Source organism: Priestia sp. 40, assembly GCF_049368575.1.
Taxonomy (GTDB): domain Bacteria; phylum Bacillota; class Bacilli; order Bacillales; family Bacillaceae_H; genus Priestia; species Priestia zanthoxyli.
This window is the reverse complement of the sequence record NZ_JBMPZA010000005.1, coordinates 1,038,565-1,057,454: the sequence shown is the minus strand read 5'-3', so window position 1 is coordinate 1,057,454 and position 18,890 is coordinate 1,038,565. Positions and strand designations below refer to the sequence as shown.

Here is an 18,890-nt window from a genome sequence, read left to right as displayed (position 1 = left end):
GACGAGCATAAACTTGTACAAACAGGTAGAGGGACGGGGATGACATGAAAAGAAGCAAAAAAAGTATCATCTATCTATTTATTGTATTGCTATGTCTCAGCGGTTGGCCTTCCACATCATCTGCAGCAGGGAGCGTAAGTGCTCATAGTGCTATTTTGATGGAACAGAAATCAGGGAGAGTGTTATATGCTAAAAATGCAGATCAAGTTAGCCGAATTGCTAGCATTACAAAAATTATGACAGCAATACTGGCGATTGAATCTGGCAAAATAAATAAAACAGTTACCGTTAGTCACAACGCAGTTGGTGTTGAAGGTTCTTCTGTGTATTTAGTTGAAGGTGAAAAAATAAAATTAAAAGATTTAGTATATGGTTTGATGCTTCGTTCAGGTAATGATGCTGCTGTAGCTATTGCAGAAGCCGTTGGAGGAAGCGAAGATGGATTTGTTTATTTAATGAATAAAAAAGCAGAAGAAATTGGCATGACCAATACAACATTTCAAAATCCGCATGGATTAGACGATCATGAAAATCATCGCTCAACAGCGCACGATATGGCTCTGCTCATGCGCTATGCAATGAATAATAAAATTTTCAAAGAGATTTCAGGAACAAAAGTCTATCGAATGAAGCATCCTGAAGAGAAATGGGATCGGGTGTGGAAAAACAAAAATAAACTGCTGACAACACTATATGCATACTGTACTGGCGGAAAAACAGGGTATACAAAATTAGCAAAACGAACGCTTGTGACAACTGCTACAAAAGATGGAATGGATTTAATCGCCGTAACGATCAATGCCCCAGATGATTGGAACGATCACATTTCCATGTATGAAAATGCATTTGATAAATATGATATGACCAGTTTAGCTGCAAAAGGCGAGTTGGCAGATATAAAGGATTCTTTTTATAAAGATCAGCTGTATATTAAACGAAATGTCGTCTATCCGCTCACAAAGAAAGAACAAAGCTCTGTAGAAGTGAAAACAACGCTAATTCAGCCTAAAAAGCAGTGGAAAGAAACAGGGGAAGTTCCAAATGTGGTAGGAAAGCTCGATATTTATAGAAGTGGAGAGACGATTGACAGTGTTCCTATTTATTTCGAAAAGCAGTCCGAGCAGCAAAAAGGTTTCTTTGATCGAGTGAAGCGATTAATGTTTATTCAGTCTGGAGCCAAAACAGATGGTTAATATTATTTGGATGCTGCTGACCATTATTGGAATTGTTTTTGCGATTATAAATGGGAAAATTGGTGATGTAAACAAAGCAATTTTTCAAGGAGCAGGCGAAGCAGTGACCATCAGCATAGGGTTAATCAGCGTGCTGGTCTTTTGGTTAGGGATGATGAATATTGCTCAAAGTGCAGGGCTTCTCGACAAGTTAGCGAAATTATTTCGACCCATTATTACAAGACTTTTCCCTGATGTTCCAAAAGATCATCCGGCCTTGGGGTACATATTGTCCAATATGATGGCGAATATGTTTGGACTCGGGAATGCGGCAACTCCTCTTGGCATTAAAGCGATGGAACAGCTTAAAAAGCTAAACGGCGATAGAGACGAAGCAAGCCGCTCTATGATCACACTTTTAGCACTTAACACAACCAGTTTAACACTTATACCAACTACAGTTATTGCAATTCGAATTACGTATAACTCGGCTAATCCTACTGAAATTGTCGGTACCACGCTTTTAGCAACTGTTGTAGCTACGATAGGAGCCATCATTATTGATCGCTTCTTTTATTATCGACGTACACGAAAAGGAGGAAAACGAAAATGACTATGCTTAATCAAGTATCATTGATGTTTATTCCTCTTATCGTAGGCTGTATTTTACTTTATGGAACCTATAAAAAAATTCCTACGTATGAAAAGTTTGTAGAGGGAGGGAAGGACGGATTACAAATTGCCTTTTCCATCATTCCTTACCTAGTCGGCATGTTAGTGAGCATCTCTATTTTTCGAGCTTCAGGAGCACTTGATTTTTTCTTATCTGTTTTAAAACCTATGCTGCAAGCAGTCGGCGTTCCGGCTGAAATTGTACCTTTAGCTCTTATCAAACCGATATCTGGAACGGCTGCTCTTGGTATCACGACGGATCTAATTTCTACATACGGACCTGATTCTTTTATCGGTCGTTTGGCATCGACCATGCAGGGAAGTACAGATACCACGTTTTACATTTTAACGGTTTATTTTGGAGCGGTTGGTATTAAAAAAATGGGAGATGCGCTGAAGGTTGGTTTACTGGCAGATTTGGTAGGGATTATTGCCTCAGTTGTCATTGTAATCCTTGTGTTTGGCCGGTAAGAAATCGAAAATTCTACCTCTGAGTGGCAAATACACTTGTGTATTACTTCGTAAACAAGTAAGATGTTACAAGAGGTGAAGTGTTAATGGAACGATTACAAAAAGTCATTGCTCACGCAGGTGTAGCATCAAGACGTAAAGCTGAAGAATTAATCGGCCAAGGCCGAGTGAAAGTAAATGGAAAAGTTGTAAGAGAATTGGGCACGAAAGTAGGTCCTAACGATAAAATTGAAGTAGACGAAGTGCCGGTAGAAAGCGAAGCGCCCGTTTATTTTATGTTATACAAACCAAGAGGCGTCATTTCAGCTGCTAACGACGACAAGGGAAGAAAAACAGTTGTTGACTTCTTTCCACATGTAGAAGAAAGAATTTATCCCATTGGACGTCTGGACTATGATACGTCGGGTTTACTTCTTTTGACAAACGACGGTGAATTTGCTAATCAGCTAATGCACCCTAAATTTGAAGTGGACAAAGTGTATGTGGCTAAAATTAAAGGAATTCCAAGTCGTGAAAAAATCAGACAGCTGCAGCGCGGTGTGATGCTTGAGGACGGAAAAACAGCCCCAGCTCGTGCAAAAGTTCTTTCTATTGATAAAAGCAAGCAGACGGCGATTGTGGAATTGACGATTCACGAAGGGAAAAATCGTCAAGTACGTCGCATGTTCGATGCAATCGGACATTCTGTATTAAAATTAAAACGTGAGCGCTACGGACCTTTAGATTTACGCGGATTAAATGCAGGAGAAGCTCGTGAGCTTACAGCGCATGAAGTCAAACAATTATATTCAATGTCTCAAACAGGTAAGTAATTTTCACTTACCTGTTTTTTTTATGAAAAATGTCGTGAATTAGAAAAACAAGCAAGGTTTTTTGAAAAAATGTCGAACTTGTAGAATGAGAGGAAGACTTCACAGAAACGTCGAAATATTATTGGAAAGCCACTACCACAAAAATGATATAATGGTAGAAAAAAGCGTATTGAAAGCGGTTAAAAGGAGTTCGTGCCATGAAAAAAAAGCGCTTGATTATTCGAACAGTTATATTGGCAGTTTTGCTGTGCGCGGTTGGATATACCCTTTATGCTCAATTTTTTGCTGATAAACAAAAGGTATCAGTAGGAGATAAGGCACCTGACTTTATATTAAGAGATGTTAATGGAGAAACTCATCAGCTATCAGATTACAAAGGCAAAGGAGTTTTTTTGAATTTTTGGGGAACGTGGTGCAAGCCCTGTAAACAAGAGATGCCGGCTATGGAAAAGCAGTATGCCTCATATAAAAAGCAAGGTGTTGAAATTCTAGCTGTTAACGTTGCAGAAACGAATATAGCAGTAGAGCAGTTTGCTAAACAGTATGGGCTATCTTTTCCGATTTTGATGGATAAAGATTCACAAGTTTTGGGTGCATACGGAATAGATCCTCTGCCGACTACATTTTTAATTGATAAAAACGGAAAGATTGTAGACAGTTTTATCGGGGGATTGGAAGAGTCTAAAATAAAAGAATATATGGAAGAAATTAAACCATAGGGAGTGTTGACAATGAAACACGTGAAATGTGAGTGTGGACACGTTAACCCGCATGGTACGATTTTGTGTGAAGCCTGTGGTAAGCCGATTGCAGAAGAAACAAATGATAAATTAGTGGATATGCGTTATGAAGGAAGCGCAAGGCGATCGCAAACGTACAATAAAACAGTTATCGATAAAATATGGAATTTTTTCTCTTCTGTAAAAGTAGGTATTTGGATCATTATTGTGACGCTTGTTGCGTCTGCAGTCGGAACCATTTATCCTCAAGAAGCTTACATACCTCCTAATGTGACAGCAGATGAGTATTACCAAAAGGAATATGGATGGACAGGAGAGCTTTATTATAAGTTAGGTTTTCATCATCTCTACGAATCGTGGTGGTACTTGCTTTTAATTGCTGCTTTAGGAATGTCCTTAGTCATTTGCAGTTTAGATCGAGTAGTGCCTTTGTACCGAGCTTTAAAAAAGCAGAGTGTAACAAAACATCCAAATTTCTTAAAAAGACAGCGTTTATACAGCACTTCATCATCGTGGACCGATCAAGAATCTGAACATGTAAAAAGCATGCTTAAAAAAAGAAGATACTCTATTCGTGAAGAAAACGGGAATCTGCTGGCTGAAAAAGGACGCTTCTCAAGGTGGGGTCCATACGTTAATCATATCGGTCTCATTATCTTTTTACTAGGTGCTATGCTTAGATTTGTACCAGGTATGTATATAGATGAAGTTCTTTGGATCCGTGAAGGTGAAACAAAAGTTATTCCTGGGACGAACGGAGAGTATTTTTTGAAAAACCGTCGTTTTACTGTTGAAACATATGATAAAGATAGCGAAAGCGCCGTGTTTCAAGAAGCAATTGACCGTGCAGGGAATAATAAAGTAGCCAAAAAATATGAAGCGGATGTTAGTTTGTATAAGCGCGAAGGAAAGCTTATACCGGGAGCAGATCCAAAGTTAAAGAAAATAAAAGATTCAGAGATTCGTGTGAATCAGCCGCTTAAGTTTGAAGGATATGCCATGTACCAAGTGGATTTCAAGTTGAATGAGTTTAGCTCTATGTCTTTCCATTTAACAGATAAAAATGCAAATAGAAACGTTGGTTCACTTACAGTAGATTTACATAATCCAAAAGAAACATATGATTTAAAAAACGGATATAAAGTCAAGCTCATGAGTTACTTTCCAGACTTTTTCTTTGATGATGAAGGAAATCCAAATACAAAGACCAGAGTACCTAACAATCCGGCTTTTGTATTTAAAATGATCACGCCTCAGCATAAAAAAGGTGAAGTTGCTTTTGTTGGAATTAGAGAGAACTTGGAGCCGCTAGGAAATAACGATTATAAAATGACCTTTGCTGGTGTGGAAACGAAAAATGTAACGGGATTAACCGTTCGCAGAGACTATACGCTTTGGTTTTTAGGAGTTGGCGGAGCCATCTTTATGATTGGTGTAATTCAAGGGATGTATTGGAATCATCGCCGCATGTGGATTCAAAAAGTCAATAATGAAATATGGTTGGCCGCACATACAAATAAAAACTGGTATGGGCTTAAAAAAGAACTAAATGGTTTATTAGAATCAACATCTCTTACACAGCTGAAGGACCAAAATGATAAAGAAACAAAATAGGAGGAAAAAGCATGGATTACGCGAGTATAAGTAGTAATTTACTGTATGTGGCGTTTATTGCTTATTTAGTTGCAACCTTTTTTTTCGGAGGAGCTATTCGAGATAAGCGAGCAGCTCAAAAGAAAACAAAGTGGGCAACGTTTGGAATTGCGGTTACCATCATCGGCTTTATTGCACAGATTGGCTACTTTATTACAAGATGGATTGCATCAGGCCACGCTCCTGTTAGTAATTTATTTGAATTTACGACGTTTTTTGGCATGATGCTTGTTGGTGCATTTATTGTTATTTACTTTATTTATCGTCTTAGCATGCTTGGACTTTTTGCATTGCCGGTGGCTCTTTTAATCATTGCTTATGCAAGCATGTTTCCAACTGAAATTACGCCGCTGATACCCGCTCTCCAAACGAATTGGCTGCATATTCACGTTACAACCGCAGCTACGGGTGAAGCCGTACTTTCCATTAGCTTTGTTGCAGGATTGATTTATTTAATCAAAACGATTGACCAATCCAAGCGAAATAAAAAGGCATTTTGGCTGGAATTCATCCTGTATACGCTTATTAGTACGCTTGGGTTTGTAGCGGTGACGCTGACTTTTAATGCGGCTCACTACGAGTCATCATTTAATTGGGTTAATAAAAGTGGAGAACAAGAGCAAGTCGTATATCATATGGTTCCGCTAGTGGGGCCTCATCAAAGTGAGTGGACAGACGGGAACGACATACAGCCGTTTGTTGATATGCCGGCTATTATCAATGCTAAAAAATTAAATACGGTTATTTGGTCGTTAGGCGGTGGCTTCGTCTTATATTGGCTGATTCGCCTTATTTTACGGAAGCGAATTGGAGCCGCACTGCAGCCGCTTGTGAAGCAGGTAAACAGCGACTTGCTTGATGAAGTAAGCTACAGAGCAGTGGCAATTGGATTTCCTATTTTTACACTAGGAGCACTTATTTTCGCTATGATTTGGGCTCAGATGGCCTGGACGCGCTTTTGGGGATGGGACCCTAAAGAGGTGTGGGCGCTGATCACCTTTTTATTTTACGCCGCTTTTCTTCATCTTCGGCTGTCTAAAGGATGGCACGGTGAAAAATCAGCTTGGCTGGCAGTTGGCGGGTTTGCCATCATTATGTTCAACTTAGTGGCTGTGAACCTAATTATTGCAGGTTTACATTCATATGCTTAACCTTTAAAAATAGAATAGAGGCTGAAACAAAGATATTTTAGTTGAAGGAAGATCCGAACGAATGAGATTCTTGATGGAGAATCTCATTCGTTCGGATTTTTTCATTGGTATGGGTAACGGAGGCTTCATATATGTAGGTGCTTCTAGCTGTTGATTGGAGGGCAAGGCGAAGACTCCTGCGGGAAAAGCGGAAAAGGTGAGACCCCGCAGGAGCGGAAGCGACGAGGAGGCTCACCGGCCGCCCGCGGAAAGCAAAGTCTTGCACGGAAATCAACAGCGATGGAATAAGCGATCCCCCCACTAGCTCCTGTATTTTATTTGTTCGTCTTTAGATTGAATGGATTTCGTTGCGTCTCAGCCTCTTTTTGGTAAAAAAAGCTGTTTTTCCTAAAGGTGTTCACGAATTGTCACATTGTTTGGGTATCATAAGTAGAACTCGCCGGTTTTTTTTTGTACACTAAGACTAGGAGGTTGAAAATACATGCAAAACGAACAAAGATTACTGCTAGTAGACGATGAAGATCGCATTAGACGATTGTTAAAAATGTACTTAGAAAAAGAAGGATACATCATTGAAGAAGCAGCCGATGGGCATGAAGCAATCGAAAAAGCGTTACACATAGATTATGATTTGATTGTATTAGATTTAATGATGCCTGGCATAGACGGTATTGAGGTTTGTAAACAAATTCGGGAGAAAAAAGCAACTCCTATTATCATGCTTACAGCTAAAGGGGAAGAAGTAAACAGAGTCCAAGGGTTTGAAGTAGGTACAGATGATTATATCGTTAAGCCGTTTAGCCCAAGAGAAGTGGTTCTTCGCGTAAAAGCACTGCTTCGACGTTCTTCTCAAGCAACGTTTATTCAACCAGAAACGAGCGTGAAAAATCTTATTGTCTTTGATCACTTAACGATTGATAATGACGCACATCGCGTTACAGCAGACGGAAAAGAAGTTAACTTAACTCCAAAAGAATATGAATTATTATGCTACCTTGCAAAAACGCCAGATAAAGTATATGACAGAGAACAGCTGCTGCGTGAAGTATGGCATTATGATTTCTTTGGAGATCTTCGTACGGTAGATACACACGTCAAGCGTTTGCGTGAAAAGTTAAACCGCGTATCGTCACAAGCGGCGAAAATGATTGTAACCGTTTGGGGAGTAGGGTATAAATTTGAGGTTGAAAATAACTGATGTTTTGGAGAAGTGTAGTTGGTAAACTATGGTTTACTATCCTATTGCTCGTCACGCTTGTTTTATTTATTTTGACCATTTTACTGCTTCAGTTTTTTGAAAATTATCATGTTGTAGATGCGGAAAACCGTTTAACTAAAACGGCTGCTAAAATCTCTACCATTGTGCAGGAAACAGAGGATGAAAAGCTAGGACTATCCATTGCTCGTGAACTTGCAGATCAAGCAAGTGTAGTTATTGTTCAAGATGAAGATTTCTATTGGCATTCCACACATCCTGATAAAGAAAATAAGAAAGCTATTTCGGCCATTGTTAAACAAAACAATCAGCTAAATCAAGTGGTTGAAAAAGGTAAAGTAGTACGGGAAAAAATGTACATGACCACAAAAAAAGACACGAGTGATGAGCCTTTAATGTTTGTTGTCGGTGTACCTTTAATGAAAGATAACAAACCGACAGGCGGCGTTTATCTGTATCAATCTCTTTCTGAAATTGAAGAGCCCGCTCAATATACGACTAAGTTCATTTTATTGGCTGCAGGTATTGCTATTATTTTAACTACTATCTTTGCTTTTTTCTTATCCACTCGAATTACAGCACCTCTTAGAAAAATGAGGCAGGCGGCATTTGAAGTAACAAAAGGGAACTTTGATACAAAAGTACCTATTTTAACTCACGACGAAATTGGAGAGTTAGCGATTGCTTTTAATCAAATGGGCAGGCAGTTAAAGTTTAATCTCAATGCGCTCAATCAGGAAAAAGAACAGCTTTCAAGTATTTTAAGCAGTATGGCAGACGGTGTTATTACGTTTAGTAGAGACGGATCGATTTTAATTACCAATCCCCCAGCGGAGCATTTTCTTCAGACTTGGTATTACGAGCAGGATGTTAACAATCAGCAGGTGCCTGAGCTTCCAGCAAACGTTGTGCATTTGTTTCAAACGGTAGTAGAGACTGAAACGGAGCGAAGTGCAGAGTTGAAAATTCAAGGGAAAACGTGGGTCATTTTAATGTCACCGCTCTATAATCAAACGAAAATTCGCGGTGCTGTAGCTGTACTACGAGATATGTCTGAAGAGCGTAAACTTGATAAATCGAGAAAAGATTTTATTGCAAACGTGTCTCATGAATTGCGCACACCTATTTCTATGCTTCAAGGTTATAGTGAAGCTATTATTGACGATATTGCAAGTACGGATGAAGAAAAGAAAGAAATTGCACAGGTGATTTATGATGAATCACTCCGTATGGGCCGGCTTGTAAATGAACTTTTAGATTTGGCGCGAATGGAAGCGGGACATGTGCAGCTTCACTTAGAATCTGTAGCAATGGTTGAATTTACAGAACGTGTTTTGCGTAAGTTTCAGGGGTTAGCTAAAGAGAAATATATTAAACTGTCTCTTAATGGAAAAGTAGAAGATGAATTTGAAGCGATGATTGATTCAGACCGTATGGAACAAGTGCTGACAAACTTAATTGATAATGCCATTCGTCATACGGATGACTACGGAGAAGTAAAGCTGCATCTTGATAAAAGTCAATCCGAAATCCATCTTTCTGTTCAAGATACAGGAGCAGGCATTCCGAAAGAAGATCTTCCATTTGTATTTGAACGATTTTATAAAGCGGATAAAGCCAGAACGAGAGGGAAGTCAGGAACTGGTCTTGGGCTTGCGATCGCCAAAAATATCGTGGAGGCACATCAAGGGATCATTGCGGTTGAAAGTGAATTAAATGAAGGAACAACTTTCTTTATCAAACTGCCAAAGTAAACACATGCTAAATAACAGTTTTTCTTCGGCTGAAATAATAAGAATAGCAAAGAGATGTGATTCAGTAGAGAATCACATCTCTTTATTTTTTCTATAAACAAGTCTAAAAGAGAAGGAATTGGCATATAGTATGTTTTGTGTGCAATGATCTACATAGGAGGTTCTTTCTTCATGATTGACGTGTTAAGAAGAATATTGGTTGTATTAGTAATGGGATTGTGTATCGGTCTGTTATTTTTGGGCGGACAAATGGTAAAGGCAGAAGAGAAGCAGTGGGAGTGGCCAGTTGAAGGAGTTTTAACTGATATATTTGGTTCTCGTCACGCCAAACACTTTGGAATTGACATAGCAGCACCTGTGGGTACACAGGTGTATGCTGTTGCAAAAGGAGTGGTGAGCCGCTCTTATTATTCAAATACATACGGACAGGTTGTTTTTATCAAACAAACGAACGGATACGAAACGGTCTATGCTCATCTAGAGGAACGTTTTGTTGCAGAAGGAAATTCTGTAGCCGCAGGTCAAAACATTGGACGGGTTGGCAATACAGGACGATCTTCAGGTGCACATTTGCATTTTGAAGTTCATCAAGGAAGTTGGAATCCGGATAAAACCAATGCAGTAAACCCACTTGCCAAATTGGACAAGCAAAAACTATCGGCATACGTAAAAAGCGATTTAGCTGCCACGGTTTTTCAGCAGTTACATCAGACTTCTGATAACTGTATTCTTATCCATCAAGGAGATACATTATCTGAACTTGCGGCCAAATATGAAGTAGATGTGGAGCAGCTAAGAAAGTGGAATCATTTAGAGAACACCGCTTTAAATGCAGGACAAGTGTTAAAAATAAGTCCATAAAAAAAGAGCCGCTAAGGCTCTTTTTTTTTCAATGTCACAATTCAATGCGCTGTATGGTCACAATCTCGCTTGTTTGTTTTAATGAAGTGATGACAGAATCCTCTAAAAGTTTATCAAACGTGAGCATCATAATGGCTTCGCCGCCTTTTTGCTTGCGTCCCACTTGCATGGTAGCAATGTTAATACGTAAATCTCCAAGTACTTTCCCTACATTTCCAATCACTCCGGGCTGATCACTGTGACGGATATAAAGAAGATGTCCTTCTGGATAAAAATCAATATCAAACGAATCGATATTAACAATTCTAGGGCCATATCCTGCTATATAGGTACCTGTAATGGTAAACGTACGCTGTTCGCCCGTTACTGTAACGTCAATCATATTGGAATATCCTTGCGTATCTTCCGACGTTTTTTCACCAAATGTAATGCCTCGTTCTTTGGCAATCATAGAAGCATTGACTTCATTAACAGGTGAGTCGATACGATGGGTTAAAAAGCCTGATAACAAGCTCCGTGTAATATAAGTGGTTTCTAAATCCGTCACTGTACCTCCGTAGGAGATAGAGATATGCTGAACAGGTTCTCGCATGCATTGAGATAAAATAGCTCCCATTTGTTTAGTAAGGCTCGTAAACGGCTGAATTTTTTCAAAAACTTCTTTAGAAAGCGTCGGTAAATTAATGGATGAGCTTACAGGATTGCCTTCTAGAAAACGCAAAACGTCATGTGCCACGTCTTCAGCAACGTTAAGCTGGGCTTCTTTTGTAGAAGCGCCTAAATGAGGAGTTGTAATAACTTGATCAAAATGTAACAAAGGGTTATCAATCGGCGGCTCAACTTCAAATACGTCAATAGCTGCACCTTGAACATGGCCAATTTCTAAATAATGAACTAAGGCTTTTTCATCAATGATCCCGCCGCGTGCGCAGTTTAATAAAAACACGCCCTTCTTTGTTTTGGCTAACGTGTCATGATTGAGCAATCCCTTTGTTTCTTTCGTAAGCGGAGTGTGCACGGTAATAACATCCGCTGCTGCTAGTAATTCATCCAGGGATAATAGTTCTACCCCTAGCTTTTCAGCTCGGGAAGAGGTTAAAAAAGGATCGTAAACGTGAACGCTCATATTGAAGGCTTTTGCGCGTTTAGCAAGCTCTGAGCCAATTCGTCCAAACCCGATAATGCCCAGGTGTTTGCGATTAAGCTCTGTTCCAACAAATGCTGAGCGGTTCCATTCGCGCGCTTTGACTGAAGCATTTCCTTGGGGGATATGCCGAAACAAGCTAGCCATCATAGCAAATGTATGCTCCGCCGTTGAAATGGTATTTCCGTTCGGCGCGTTAATAACGACAACCCCTCGTTTGGTTGAGGCTTCAATATCAATATTATCGACACCTACTCCAGCGCGAGCAACAATTTTTAAATTCGGCATTTTTGCCAGCAAATCCTCTGTAACCGTCGTAGCACTCCGTACTAAAAGCGCATCGTACGTATGCAAATCATTCTCAACTTCTTCAACTTTTTTTCGCGTAAGATTCACATGAGGAGCTTCAAGTAGTGGAGCAAGACCTTCATTGCTAATTGAATCAGCTACTAATACGTTATACATGACGTGAACATCTCCCTTAGATTTTACTATCATCAAATATTTGATAATTTACCATGTTAAAAAAATTCTGTCAATTATATTTTTTAAACTTTACAATTAGTTATCAAATACACAATTGTAAACGTAAAATTGAAACTATAAATATGTCATAATGCTGTTGGTTATGCACTTATTTCCTTATTTTACATATAAAACAGTAATGAAGTTTATAAAAGACATCAATTTAATAGGAATTAAAAAACTTCTTTATTTACTTTTAATTCGAGATAACATATAATAAATTCATAATTAAATATTGGTCTATCTTCGGGGCAGGGTGAAATTCCCGACCGGCGGTAAAAAACAAATTGTTTTGAGCCCGCGAGCTTATATGTAATACATACGAGCAGATTTGGTGAAATTCCAAAGCCGACAGTACAGTCTGGATGGGAGAAGGTGGAGGTTCAGCGTTCAAAACCTAATGTGATGAACGTTTATTAAATATGCCTGCCATGTCTCCTCTCAACGAATCATTTGTTGGGAGGTTTTTGCGTGGGGATATAAAGTTGAACCTTTCTTCTTTGAAGAGTGGATCACAAAGAAGGAGAGAGGCAAGATGCAACAAAGTAAGAAAACTCAAAAGCTGGTCATACTAGGAATGTTAAGTAGTATTGCTTATATTTTAATGATGATTAATTTTCCAATTCCTGGATTACCTCCGTTTTTAACAATTGATTTTAGTGAAATTCCTGCACTCGTAGCAGCACTTGTATTTGGACCGATGGCTGCTGTTATAGTAGAAGGAATAAAAAATTTATTGAATTATTTAATTCAAGGAAGTGCTACAGGGGTTCCGGTTGGCCAGGTTGCGAACTTTGTGGCTGGTTTACTGTTCGTTCTTCCTGTATCATACATGTTCCGTCGATTTAAAACAGCTAAAGGCGTAACGATAGGTTTGGTTACGGGTACGGTTGTAATGACAATACTCATGGCTGTCTTAAATTATTATGTCTTTTTACCGGCATATACAATCTTCTTACAATCGCCAGAAATGTCTAGTGAACAAGCACGTCAATATATCGTTGCAGGTATTTTGCCGTTTAACTTAATAAAAGGAGCAGCAACAGGGGTTATTTTTGTCTTATTGTTTTCAAAAATGAAGCAATGGATTACGCGCCGCGTTGCTGTTTAATTCAATCGCTCTCCCGGGGAGAGCGATTTTTATATATAAAAAAACCTGCAGCATGTACACTACAGGTTTGTTCAATACTTATTCGAATTTATTAGCATCGCCTTCGAATTTTTCATCCGCTACGCGAATTGAATCCGTAGGGCAACCTTCCATTGCATCCATCATATCATCTTCTAGATCTTCTGGAATTTCTACTACACCTTGGTTATCATCTAATGTTACGAATGCAATACCTTCATCATCATAATCATAAATGTCTGGTGCTGCAGCTCCGCAAGCGCCGCATGCGATGCAAGTATCTTTATCAACAATTGTATATTTTGGCATAACAAGACCTCCTGTAAAGTGTTCGAAAATTTCTCATTATATAATCTCTTCGCGAATCAAGAGTGAAATTTCTCCTTATTCATTGTAAAATGATTTATAAAACTTTTCAATAGAAAAGTCACTGAGAATGCTTATCAAATCAAGGTTTCTTCACTTATCCAAACGTTTTGATACATAAAGGAAAGAACTAAAAAGCCTTTACCTCACATGCTATTGGTCACTTTTGGTACAATGAATGAGAAAGGAAGTTGACACCTTTGAATTATATTCAAGTTAGCATTTTATTTTGTATAAAACAGTTAAAAGGTGAGAGAACCGCCTATGGTATTTATCATTTATTAACAGGTAAAAAGTCAGCTCAAACGATTCAAGACGGAAAAATTTTTGGAATTTCGTTTCTTTTTCAGTCATTTGTTTACTTAGATAAACGGTCTTTTGAAACCTGCGTTGCATATCTGAAAGAACAGCAGTATATTGAAGAAACTGAAAATCAAAAGTATGTGATGACAGATAAGGGACAAGCACGCCTTAAAGATGAACTGACGGCTCGACCTTTTCATCCAGCTTTAGACGGATGGAAATTCGCAAGCAGTACTCAATTATTTTTAGCAAGAATCACTTTGTTCATTCAGACCTTATCAAACCTACAGTATTTTCAAAAAGGGTTTTTACCCATTTCCAAAAATGCTGAGGTCATTCAATGGGTCAAAACGTATATTATGTCTCAAAAGCAAACGCGTCAAGAGTTAGCCGCTCAGCTGTTCAAAGAGCTCCGAACGTGCTTGAAAGGTTGTGCGGAACGAGATGCGTCTCTTTTTGTTTTGCAACTGACTGGATACCAAAGAGTAGGCTTTACAAAAAATCAGTTAGCATATCAATATGAACTCGATGAGCATTATGTTCATATTCAACTTTTAGGGGTTATTCATCATATCATTGAAAAAGTGAGTAAAAATAATGAAAGCTTTCATGTACTTTCTTCTTTTTTACATGATCTATATTTAGAATTGCCTTTGACGAGCTCGACGTTAAAAACGTATAGCTGGCTTCAAAAAGGCAAGACGCTTGAAGAGATTGCTTATATAAGGCGTTTAAAAGAAAGTACAATTGAAGATCATATTGCAGAATTAGCTCTGTTTGTTCCATCTTTTTCAATCGATGCATACGTATCGCCTAAGCAGCAGGAAGAAATCATCTCAGCTTTTGAAGGTTTGCGTACAAATAAATTAAAGGTGATAAAGGAAGAAGTAAAAGACGACGTTACCTATTTTCAGATTCGTCTCGTATTAGCAAAACATTTTACCTGATACTAAAAAAAGTGGTGTTTGATGTGAAGATAGAACAACTTCTACAAAAACAATTTGGCTATAGCCAATTTCGACTAGGACAAAAAGAGATTATTCAAGATATTTTAACAGGTCATAATGTGTTAGCGGTTCTTCCTACAGGAACAGGGAAATCATTGTGCTATCAGCTCCCCGCTTATTTGTTGAACCGACCGGTGCTGATTGTATCTCCTTTAATTTCACTGATGGAAGATCAAGTTCAGCAGCTAAAGGCAAGCGGAGAAAAGCGAGTTATTGCCTTAAATAGTTTCCTACAACAAGAAGAAAAACGACGAGCGCTAAAAAATTTAGCTTTTTATCGTTTTATTTATGCATCTCCTGAAATTTTGCAAAATGCTGTTGTAGTAGAAGCATTAAAGCAGGCAAAGGTAGGCCTTTTCGTTGTGGACGAGGCGCACTGTATTTCTCAGTGGGGACACGATTTCCGTTTGGATTATCTTCAGTTAGGAGATATATGGAAGGAACTTGGCAGTCCGCTATGTCTGGCACTAACGGGAACTGCGACGAGGGAAGTAGTGGAAGATATTAAGCGCTACTTATCGCTGCCTGCTGTCAATGAGCACATCTATTCCATGAATCGAAGTAATATTGCGATGAAAGTTGATTTTGTTGCAAGTATTGAAGAGAAAAAAGAGAAGTTACTGATGTACGTTAGCGAACTGCAAAGTCCGGGAATTATCTATTGTTCCAGCCGATCTTGGACAGAAGCATTAACACAGCTTCTAAAGGAAAATGGGATACAGCGAGTGCAGTATTACCATGGGGGAATGGAACCGAATGAAAGAATGCTTGTTCAACAACAATTTTTAGAAAATCAGCTTGATATCATTTGCTGCACAAGTGCATTTGGAATGGGGGTTAACAAATCGAATGTTCGCTTTGTTATTCATTTTCATACACCTACGCAGCTAGAAGCATACGTACAGGAAATTGGAAGAAGTGGACGCGATCAGCAAAACAGTATTGCGATTTTGCTTTATGCTGAAGGAGACGATGATTTTGCTCATTCTTTACTTGAAATTGAGCTTCCTTCTTCAGATATCATCTTATACTGCTTGTCGTATTTACGAAATCATGATCAGGCCATTCCTTTAAAACAAGTAGAGTCTCATTTTCTTTATACAGTGGGTATTCAAGAAACACATTGGCGATTTATTCGTTATTATTTGTACAGAGAAAATGTAGTGAAAAATGAACATGTTGAACCCTGGAAAATTGCTGAATCGCTGCATGAAACGATTATTGCAGCTGTAAATAAACGTCTTCGGAACAAACATGACAAGTACCGTGCGATGAAGGGGTTTATTGAGACAAAAGAATGCCGTCGTCACGTGCTGCTTGGCTATTTTAATGAGCGGGGAAAATCAGAGCTTGAGAATTGTTGCGATTGCTGCGGCTTGGATTTAGAAAACTATAAAAAAACAAATGGTGAGCAAGAGCAATGGACCTTTCAAGGCTGGGAATTAGAATTAGCTCGTTTGCTTCGTCAAGGAGAGATATAATGGCAAAATCACAGCAAGAGCTTATTTCATCCATGACAGATGCAGAGCTAGTTAAAAATTTATATGTAACACAGCTGCTCATCTGCTTCATTGCCTTAGGGATCGGGTTTTTTACATTCGATTCATGGAATTCCTTTTTGCAGTTTTTTCAGCTGGATTGGTCTTCTATTTTATTGTACGGGGGAGGAACAGCTCTCTTAGTAGTAGGAGGAGATATATTTCTAATGAAATGCGTACCTGAGCATTTATACGATGACGGAGGGATCAATGAACGTTTATTTGCTAACCGTTCTGTTCCTCATCTAGCCCTTATTTGCCTCATCGTTGCATGTTCAGAAGAAATATTATTTCGAGGGGTTATACAAGTTCAGTTTGGCCTGTTTTGGGCGAGTATCGTATTTGCACTCGTTCACATTCGATATTTAAAAAAGTGGTTTCTTTTTATTTCGGTTGTGGTTTTAAGTTTTTTAATAGGATTACTTTTTTGGTGGACTGAAAATTTGTATGTCACGATTTTTACTCATTTTCTCATTGATTTTTTATTAGGTCTGCAGATAAGAAAATCAAAAGGGAAATCTGCACAGCGAGAAGAACTCATGCAGTAAAGGTTAAGGAAACAGCCATTATTTTCAGTGCTACCCACATAATCTTTTATGTTCCCTCATATGTTGTACTAGCATACGAGGGGGTGGAATGATGGAAAACAAGGTGATAGACTTTGAAAACAATGAAACACTTCAATATATATTAGCGAGCGTTATTAAAAGAAAAGAGACAGTTAATAAGCTGAAAGCTAAAGAGAAAAAATGGAAGATTTTGTTTTTAGCCAGTGTAACGACTGTTATTAGCTACTTTTTTTTCATATTTCAAAGCGGTTTTTTTACGACGTTTAGCGAATTTTTTTCATTTTTGTTAGGCAACATGGGGCATTTGATGTTTTTATTGCTTACCGTCTCACTTTATTTTTATACTGTGCAGCTGCAGAAAAAAGGCGAGAAAGCAGAAAAGACTTTTCAAGATTTGCGCTGTGAGATTATTAAAAGAAGCAAAGAGCTATGGGCGACGCCTGAAACATGGGAGCACCGAAAAGAAACGTTTCGCTGGATGCAGTCAACCTATGGAATTAATTTATATCATGAAAACAAATAGAATCGCATGAAAAAGCCTCTTTTTACATAGAAGTTTAGTGAAGGGGGTTTTTTTGTGAGGGATTGGTTTAACTTGCTAGCTGCGTGGTTATGCAGTTATTATATCAGCAGTTTAACGGCTGTAGGTTCAAAAGCTTCGTTAAGCTATTTACTTATTCAAATGATTTTACATCCGTTAGATGTGTTTAGTGTTATAATCTTGTTTTTCACGGCTCTTTTTTGTCTGTCGGCAGCAGTTCGTAAAGTGTTTCTGCAAAGTCGGTCGTTTCTAAAAGGCTATAAGGTAAAATGGCATGAATACCTTGTTTCATGTCTATGTGTGATAGGAATTTTATCGTTAAGTGCAGTTGCGCTTTATCAAGTAGTAGGTTTGTTAACAATTGCGATAATTTATGCCCTTTCTTCTTTAACAGAAACAAACCGGGTATAAAATGAAAAGAAGGAGAATATATGGTTATTCTTTTAATAATTTTAGCGTTAGGCGTAGGCTTGCTGATTTTTATGTTTTCAGAAGCTCATCGTACATATGTCGAAGAAAGAACGATTCATTTATCAAGATTTCCTGAAAACCAGCAGCCTTTGCACCTGTTTTTTATATCAGATATACATAAGCGAACAGTTTCGTCGAAGCTGTTGGAAAAAATACCGGGCGAAGTAGATTTTGTAATTATAGGCGGTGATTTACTAGAAGGAGGAGTCCCTTTATTGCGTGCTCGTCAAAATATTCAAAAGCTTAAAACGCTAGGACCCGTCTATTTTGTGTGGGGAAATAATGATTACGAAGTAGATCAAATGCAATTGAAGCAGGTGCTTAAAGATGAAGGAGTTATTGCACTTAAAAACGAGCATGTCTTTGCCGTTTCTAAAGATGGTACTACATGCCATTTTGCGGGGGTAGATGATTTATCAGAAGGTCAGATGAATCTAAAGAGAGCTGTTTCTTCCATTGAACCTGAACAGCTTACCATTCTTCTAAGCCACAATCCTGATGTTATCTATTATGTAGATGAAGAATCAAAAGTAGATTTGATTTTGAGTGGACATACACACGGAGGACAGATACGCTTATTTAATCTTGGTATGTATGAATTAGGAGGGCTGAAAGAAAAAAGAAAGATTCCTCTTTTTGTCAGTAACGGATATGGTACAACCTCTTTGCCTCTCCGTTTACAAGCTAGAGCTCAAACGCATTATATCACTTTGAAAAGGAAAGAATAGCCTTGAACAAACTCTTTACATAGCATATACAAATTTTACACACAGGATAACTTATCCTATAATTCAA

General features: G+C 38.4%; 20 protein-coding genes and 1 riboswitch. Of the genes, 18 read left to right on the top strand and 2 right to left on the bottom strand.

All coding sequences use genetic code 11. The features are described 5' to 3' along the window. The first annotated feature begins 44 nt into the window (after window positions 1-44). The 11 genes from ACO1DI_RS06515 (at window position 45) to ACO1DI_RS06465 (ending at window position 10,502) form a co-directional block, all read left to right on the top strand. The gene (locus ACO1DI_RS06515) at window positions 45-1,193 is read left to right on the top strand and encodes a D-alanyl-D-alanine carboxypeptidase family protein (RefSeq protein ID WP_115654883.1); all 1,149 of its coding nucleotides are present in this window, start codon (window positions 45-47) and stop codon (window positions 1,191-1,193) included. Then, the gene (locus ACO1DI_RS06510) at window positions 1,186-1,785 is read left to right on the top strand and encodes a nucleoside recognition domain-containing protein (RefSeq protein WP_013059057.1); all 600 of its coding nucleotides are present in this window, start codon (window positions 1,186-1,188) and stop codon (window positions 1,783-1,785) included. Before ACO1DI_RS06515 ends, ACO1DI_RS06510 begins: the two co-directional genes overlap by 8 nt. Further along, entirely contained in the window at window positions 1,782-2,315 is a 534-nt protein-coding gene (locus ACO1DI_RS06505; RefSeq protein ID WP_013084923.1) for a spore maturation protein, read from the top strand. The genes ACO1DI_RS06510 and ACO1DI_RS06505 overlap by 4 nt, the downstream gene beginning before the upstream one ends. Before the next feature lie 86 nt (window positions 2,316-2,401). Next, window positions 2,402-3,127 carry a pseudouridine synthase gene (locus ACO1DI_RS06500; protein ID WP_013059055.1) on the top strand — a complete coding sequence of 242 codons (726 nt, stop codon included), beginning with the start codon at window positions 2,402-2,404 and terminating at the stop codon, window positions 3,125-3,127. A gap of 197 nt (window positions 3,128-3,324) precedes the next feature. Beyond that, entirely contained in the window at window positions 3,325-3,846 is a 522-nt protein-coding gene (resA, locus tag ACO1DI_RS06495; protein ID WP_014458314.1) for a thiol-disulfide oxidoreductase ResA, read from the top strand. Window positions 3,847-3,858: 12 nt separating this feature from the next. Then, the gene (locus ACO1DI_RS06490; RefSeq protein WP_423145173.1) at window positions 3,859-5,481 is read left to right on the top strand and encodes a cytochrome c biogenesis protein ResB; all 1,623 of its coding nucleotides are present in this window, start codon (window positions 3,859-3,861) and stop codon (window positions 5,479-5,481) included. A gap of 11 nt (window positions 5,482-5,492) precedes the next feature. Beyond that, window positions 5,493-6,671, top strand: a complete 1,179-nt coding sequence (gene ccsB, locus ACO1DI_RS06485; RefSeq protein WP_014458316.1) for a c-type cytochrome biogenesis protein CcsB — start codon at window positions 5,493-5,495, stop codon at window positions 6,669-6,671. Between the two features lie 150 nt (window positions 6,672-6,821). Further along, window positions 6,822-6,959 (top strand): hypothetical protein, encoded by a 138-nt coding sequence (locus tag ACO1DI_RS06480; RefSeq protein WP_165573695.1) that lies wholly within the window; start codon window positions 6,822-6,824, stop codon window positions 6,957-6,959. Between the two features lie 193 nt (window positions 6,960-7,152). Next, window positions 7,153-7,869: a response regulator transcription factor gene (locus ACO1DI_RS06475; RefSeq protein WP_013059051.1), complete on the top strand. Its 717-nt coding sequence runs from the start codon at window positions 7,153-7,155 to the stop codon at window positions 7,867-7,869. Beyond that, window positions 7,869-9,641 (top strand): ATP-binding protein, encoded by a 1,773-nt coding sequence (locus tag ACO1DI_RS06470; protein ID WP_014458318.1) that lies wholly within the window; start codon window positions 7,869-7,871, stop codon window positions 9,639-9,641. Before ACO1DI_RS06475 ends, ACO1DI_RS06470 begins: the two co-directional genes overlap by 1 nt. A gap of 171 nt (window positions 9,642-9,812) precedes the next feature. Beyond that, window positions 9,813-10,502: a peptidoglycan DD-metalloendopeptidase family protein gene (locus ACO1DI_RS06465; protein WP_014458319.1), complete on the top strand. Its 690-nt coding sequence runs from the start codon at window positions 9,813-9,815 to the stop codon at window positions 10,500-10,502. Between the two features lie 34 nt (window positions 10,503-10,536). Here ACO1DI_RS06465 and serA read toward each other — a convergent pair whose 3' ends face one another. Further along, window positions 10,537-12,111, bottom strand: coding sequence for a phosphoglycerate dehydrogenase (serA, locus tag ACO1DI_RS06460; RefSeq protein WP_014458320.1), 1,575 nt, complete (start codon window positions 12,109-12,111; stop codon window positions 10,537-10,539). 298 nt (window positions 12,112-12,409) lie between these two features. Next, window positions 12,410-12,552, top strand: a riboswitch (FMN riboswitch). Window positions 12,553-12,706: 154 nt separating this feature from the next. Between serA and ACO1DI_RS06455 the strand changes: the two genes are divergently transcribed. Next, on the top strand, window positions 12,707-13,282 hold the full coding sequence (locus ACO1DI_RS06455) for an ECF transporter S component (RefSeq protein WP_014458322.1): 576 nt from the start codon (window positions 12,707-12,709) through the stop codon (window positions 13,280-13,282). Between the two features lie 78 nt (window positions 13,283-13,360). On the opposite strand, the gene ACO1DI_RS06450 is transcribed toward ACO1DI_RS06455, so the two are convergent. Further along, entirely contained in the window at window positions 13,361-13,609 is a 249-nt protein-coding gene (locus tag ACO1DI_RS06450; protein WP_013059046.1) for a ferredoxin, read from the bottom strand. A gap of 257 nt (window positions 13,610-13,866) precedes the next feature. Here ACO1DI_RS06450 and ACO1DI_RS06445 point away from each other — a divergent pair, with 257 nt between their 5' ends. From ACO1DI_RS06445 to ACO1DI_RS06420, 6 genes are all read left to right on the top strand, one after another. Further along, a complete protein-coding gene (locus ACO1DI_RS06445; protein ID WP_208732890.1) occupies window positions 13,867-14,916 on the top strand; it encodes a helix-turn-helix domain-containing protein in 1,050 nt (349 codons plus the stop codon). Between the two features lie 23 nt (window positions 14,917-14,939). Then, window positions 14,940-16,457, top strand: a complete 1,518-nt coding sequence (locus tag ACO1DI_RS06440) for a RecQ family ATP-dependent DNA helicase (RefSeq protein ID WP_115654879.1) — start codon at window positions 14,940-14,942, stop codon at window positions 16,455-16,457. Beyond that, complete coding sequence (locus ACO1DI_RS06435) at window positions 16,457-17,062, top strand: CPBP family intramembrane glutamic endopeptidase (protein WP_014458325.1); 606 nt, start codon at window positions 16,457-16,459, stop codon at window positions 17,060-17,062. Before ACO1DI_RS06440 ends, ACO1DI_RS06435 begins: the two co-directional genes overlap by 1 nt. Window positions 17,063-17,153: 91 nt before the next feature. Further along, window positions 17,154-17,606, top strand: coding sequence for a DUF2663 family protein (locus ACO1DI_RS06430; RefSeq protein WP_423145172.1), 453 nt, complete (start codon window positions 17,154-17,156; stop codon window positions 17,604-17,606). Window positions 17,607-17,660: 54 nt separating this feature from the next. Continuing rightward, entirely contained in the window at window positions 17,661-18,035 is a 375-nt protein-coding gene (locus ACO1DI_RS06425; RefSeq protein WP_014458327.1) for a hypothetical protein, read from the top strand. Window positions 18,036-18,055: 20 nt separating this feature from the next. Beyond that, window positions 18,056-18,823, top strand: a complete 768-nt coding sequence (locus ACO1DI_RS06420; protein ID WP_014458328.1) for a metallophosphoesterase — start codon at window positions 18,056-18,058, stop codon at window positions 18,821-18,823. The last annotated feature ends 67 nt before the right edge of the window (window positions 18,824-18,890 follow it).

Coding starts and splice junctions, on each gene's coding strand:
- ACO1DI_RS06420 (WP_014458328.1), top strand. CDS start 18,056: ATGGTTATTCTTTTAATAATTTTAGCGTTAGGCGTAGGCTTGCTGATT.
- ACO1DI_RS06465 (WP_014458319.1), top strand. CDS start 9,813: ATGATTGACGTGTTAAGAAGAATATTGGTTGTATTAGTAATGGGATTG.
- serA (WP_014458320.1), bottom strand. CDS start 12,111: ATGTATAACGTATTAGTAGCTGATTCAATTAGCAATGAAGGTCTTGCT.
- ACO1DI_RS06505 (WP_013084923.1), top strand. CDS start 1,782: ATGACTATGCTTAATCAAGTATCATTGATGTTTATTCCTCTTATCGTA.
- ACO1DI_RS06455 (WP_014458322.1), top strand. CDS start 12,707: ATGCAACAAAGTAAGAAAACTCAAAAGCTGGTCATACTAGGAATGTTA.
- ACO1DI_RS06515 (WP_115654883.1), top strand. CDS start 45: ATGAAAAGAAGCAAAAAAAGTATCATCTATCTATTTATTGTATTGCTA.
- ACO1DI_RS06450 (WP_013059046.1), bottom strand. CDS start 13,609: ATGCCAAAATATACAATTGTTGATAAAGATACTTGCATCGCATGCGGC.
- resA (WP_014458314.1), top strand. CDS start 3,325: ATGAAAAAAAAGCGCTTGATTATTCGAACAGTTATATTGGCAGTTTTG.
- ccsB (WP_014458316.1), top strand. CDS start 5,493: ATGGATTACGCGAGTATAAGTAGTAATTTACTGTATGTGGCGTTTATT.
- ACO1DI_RS06435 (WP_014458325.1), top strand. CDS start 16,457: ATGGCAAAATCACAGCAAGAGCTTATTTCATCCATGACAGATGCAGAG.
- ACO1DI_RS06510 (WP_013059057.1), top strand. CDS start 1,186: ATGGTTAATATTATTTGGATGCTGCTGACCATTATTGGAATTGTTTTT.
- ACO1DI_RS06500 (WP_013059055.1), top strand. CDS start 2,402: ATGGAACGATTACAAAAAGTCATTGCTCACGCAGGTGTAGCATCAAGA.
- ACO1DI_RS06475 (WP_013059051.1), top strand. CDS start 7,153: ATGCAAAACGAACAAAGATTACTGCTAGTAGACGATGAAGATCGCATT.
- ACO1DI_RS06490 (WP_423145173.1), top strand. CDS start 3,859: ATGAAACACGTGAAATGTGAGTGTGGACACGTTAACCCGCATGGTACG.
- ACO1DI_RS06470 (WP_014458318.1), top strand. CDS start 7,869: ATGTTTTGGAGAAGTGTAGTTGGTAAACTATGGTTTACTATCCTATTG.
- ACO1DI_RS06430 (WP_423145172.1), top strand. CDS start 17,154: ATGGAAAACAAGGTGATAGACTTTGAAAACAATGAAACACTTCAATAT.